The organism is Staphylococcus sp. GDY8P72P (assembly GCF_016890655.1).
Lineage (GTDB): Bacteria > Bacillota > Bacilli > Staphylococcales > Staphylococcaceae > Staphylococcus > Staphylococcus arlettae.
Genome location: NZ_JAFEQJ010000003.1, coordinates 1 through 3,330, shown reverse-complemented (window position 1 = coordinate 3,330; position 3,330 = coordinate 1). Strand labels below are relative to the sequence as shown.

General features: G+C 28.9%; 3 protein-coding genes. All 3 read left to right on the top strand.

The genetic code is table 11. The features are described from left to right. Positions 1–267, top strand: a 267-nt coding sequence (locus tag JVU85_RS00390) for an aminoglycoside adenylyltransferase domain-containing protein (protein WP_204172037.1), incomplete at its 5' end; no start/stop codon positions are given. A gap of 315 nt (positions 268–582) precedes the next feature. Then, positions 583–1,800 carry a MobV family relaxase gene (mobV, locus tag JVU85_RS00385; RefSeq protein WP_021285908.1) on the top strand — a complete coding sequence of 406 codons (1,218 nt, stop codon included), beginning with the start codon at positions 583–585 and terminating at the stop codon, positions 1,798–1,800. A gap of 627 nt (positions 1,801–2,427) precedes the next feature. Next, positions 2,428–3,330 (top strand): replication initiation factor domain-containing protein (locus tag JVU85_RS00380; RefSeq protein WP_204172036.1); only part of this gene is annotated, 903 nt, incomplete at its 3' end.

Sequence of the window (3,330 nt, the reverse complement as noted above, 5' to 3'; positions counted from 1 at the left end):
ATAAAATATTTTTATGGTGATGAAACAAATGTTATTTTAACCCTTTGTCGTATGATCGTAACTTATGAAACAGGTAAGTTTTATTCAAAATATTTAGCTGGAAGTATGATAATAGAAAATTTATCAGAAAATTTATCAATTGAAGAAAATAATTTAATAAGTTTAGCTATTTCTAGTTATAAAAATGGTAATAGCGTTGATTGGGAACTTTTTCCTGTTAAGAGTGTCATTAAAAAACTTTATGCTTATTTGAATTATAAATTATGATAATAGCTTTTGTGATATTTGCAATATCAAGTATTCCTTAAATTTTGAAAAAGAAAGTAAGTAGTTGAATATATGTTGTTTTAGTTTTGATCTTTATATTTAACAACCACTATTTTGGTTGCTGGTGTTTTGATTTTGAATTTGGTTTTGTACTTATGGACTGACTTGTTCAGTCCATTTTTTGTGCTTGCACAAAAACATGTTTTAGCCTCGCAGAGCATACGGTTTAATGACTTATTTCAAAATAAGTCTAGTATGTTAGACTTAAAGTATTAAATACCTATCTAACCTTATTGATGAGGAGTGATTTTTTATATGTCTTATTCAATTATTAGAGTTTCAAAAGTCAAAACAGGAACAAATACAACAGGCATACAAAAACATGTTCAAAGAGAAAATAATAATTACGAAAATGAAGATATAGACCATAGTAAAACTTATTTAAATTATGATTTGGTAAATGCTAATAAACAGAATTTTAATAACTTGATTGATGAAAAAATTGAACAGAATTATACAGGCAAACGAAAAATTAGAACAGACGCGATTAAACATGTTGATGGTTTGATAACATCAGACAATGAATTTTTTAAAGATAAGTCACAAGACGAAATAAGAGCTTTTTTTGAGCATTCTAAAGAATTTATAGAGAATGAGTACGGAAAAGACAATTTGCTTTATGCGACCGTTCATATGGACGAGAAAACACCACATATGCATTTTGGTATTGTACCGATAACGCAGGACGGAAGATTAAGCGCTAAAGAAGTGATAGGTAATAAAAAAGCTTTAACTGAATTTCAAGATAGATTTAACGAGTATGTTAATCAACGTGGGTATGATTTGGAACGAGGACAATCAAGACAAGTTACAAATGCTAAACATGATCAGGTAAGCCGATATAAGCAAAAAACAGAATACCATAAGCAAGAATATGAGCGTGAGAGCCAAAAATTAAGCCATATACAACAAAAAAACAATGAGTTGATAGAACAATATCAAAAATCATTAGAAACGCTTAAAAAGCCTTTAAACGTCAAATATGAACATGAAACTGAAAAAGTAGGTGGTTTGTTTAATAAAGAAATACAGAAAACGGGAAATGTTGTAATAAGCCAAGAAGATTTTAATGCCTTTCAGAAGCAAATAGAAGCAGCACAATTAATCAAAGATGATTATGAGTATATTAAGTCAGATAAAGCTCTAAATGACCTAAAAAACGAAAATAATAAGCTTAGAGAACAAAACAAGGATTTGTCTGAAACTTTATCAAGAGCAAATGAGTTTATAAAAGACCGAAAAAAAGACCTTGATAATGCGCTTAATGTCATTAAAGTTATTAGAGAAATTTTTGAAAAGTTAGAGCAAGTTCTTGGTAGAAATAAATACCAGCATTTGATGAATGATGTGAGTAGAGATAATGGACGAATGATAAAGACAATACAAATGTTTGATAAACAAATACATCCTGAAGAATATCAAGAGAAAGAACAAAAAAATAATCAGAATCATGGCAGAGGTATGAGCAGATAGAAAAAGCCCTTATCATAGTTGATAAAGGCTTAAATAAATACAATCTAGTATTAGTAGTACTAAACAATACAAATATTATACCACGCTTTTATGCCGAGAAAACTTTTTGTTTTAAAGAGTCCTTAAATTAGACTTAAAGCGTCAGCGGTCGATAGCGTCAGCTATTAACCCGACCGACTGACAGCTTTTAGGATTTTTAAGGACGCAAACTTTAAAGCAAAAAGGAAATTGGAATAAAGCAACAAAGGGGGTTGAAGAAAATGAGTAAGAAGAAAAAGATTAATTTAGCAATATCAATTGCTCAAGTAGTAGTTCAGGCGTTAATACTTTATAACACTTATCAGCAATATAAATATTCTAAAAAATATTGAGCTTAATAAAAAATAAAGACTTAGTCTGAATAGACCAAGCTTTTTGTTAGTGTTATATTAATACACAAATAAAATAAAAAAAGAAGTCGCTCACCCCAAACCGACCAAAGTTTTCGTGAACGACAAAACCGTAATAAAATGTAAGAATTATGTTTTATTAATTTGTATATCTAGATATTAAACGATTTAAGTTTATTCTTCAAGATATATATTCGGGTGAGCGACTTCTTAAACAAAATAAGGAGTCGATTTTTTTATGAGTAAAAAAGAGAAAGAGAAATTATCAAATCAAAGTCTAGAACAAGAAAAGTGTAATTTTTCGTTAACCGGTATATCTAATAGCCGGTTAAGTGCACATACTGTGTGCATATCAAAACCAAAAATCAGTTTTGACCGTATGACAATCATTGGGAATTTAAATAAAAATAATGCTCAAAAACTTTCTGAATTCATGAGTGTTGATCCACAAATAAAGCTTTGGGATATGTTACAAACAAAATTTAAAGCTAAGGCACTTCAAGAAAAAGTTTATATTGAATATGACAAAGTGAAAGCAGATAATTGGGATAGACGTAATATGCGAGTTGAATTTAATCCAAATAAATTAACACATGATGAAATGCTATGGTTAAAGAAGAACGTTATTGACTACATAGAAGATAAAGGTTTTACAAGACTTGATTTGGCGTTTGATTTTGAAGATGATTTAAGTGATTACTACGCAATGACTGATAAAACAGTTAAGAAAACAATTTTTTATGGTCGTGATGGTAAACCAGAAACAAAATATTTTGGTGTACGTGATAGTGATAGATTTATAAGAATTTATAACAAGAAACAAGAGCGTAAAGATAACGCAGATGTTGAAGTTATGTCTGAATATTTATGGCGTGTTGAAATTGAATTAAAAAGAAGTATGGTTGATATGTGGAATGATTGTTTTAACGATTTACATATTTTAAAACCAGATTGGAAAATAATCGAACGTACTTCTGACAGAGCAATAGTTTTCATGTTGTTAAATGACGAAGAAGAATGGGGTAAAATCCATAGAAATTCCAGAGCTAAATATAAAAAATTAATTAAAGAGATATCTCCAATTGATTTAACTGATTTGATGAAATTGATGTTAAAAGAAAACGAAAAACAATTGCAAAAG

Excerpts from the sequence above, each read along its gene's own strand:
- mobV (WP_021285908.1), top strand. The coding sequence starts at position 583 with ATGTCTTATTCAATTATTAGAGTTTCAAAAGTCAAAACAGGAACAAAT.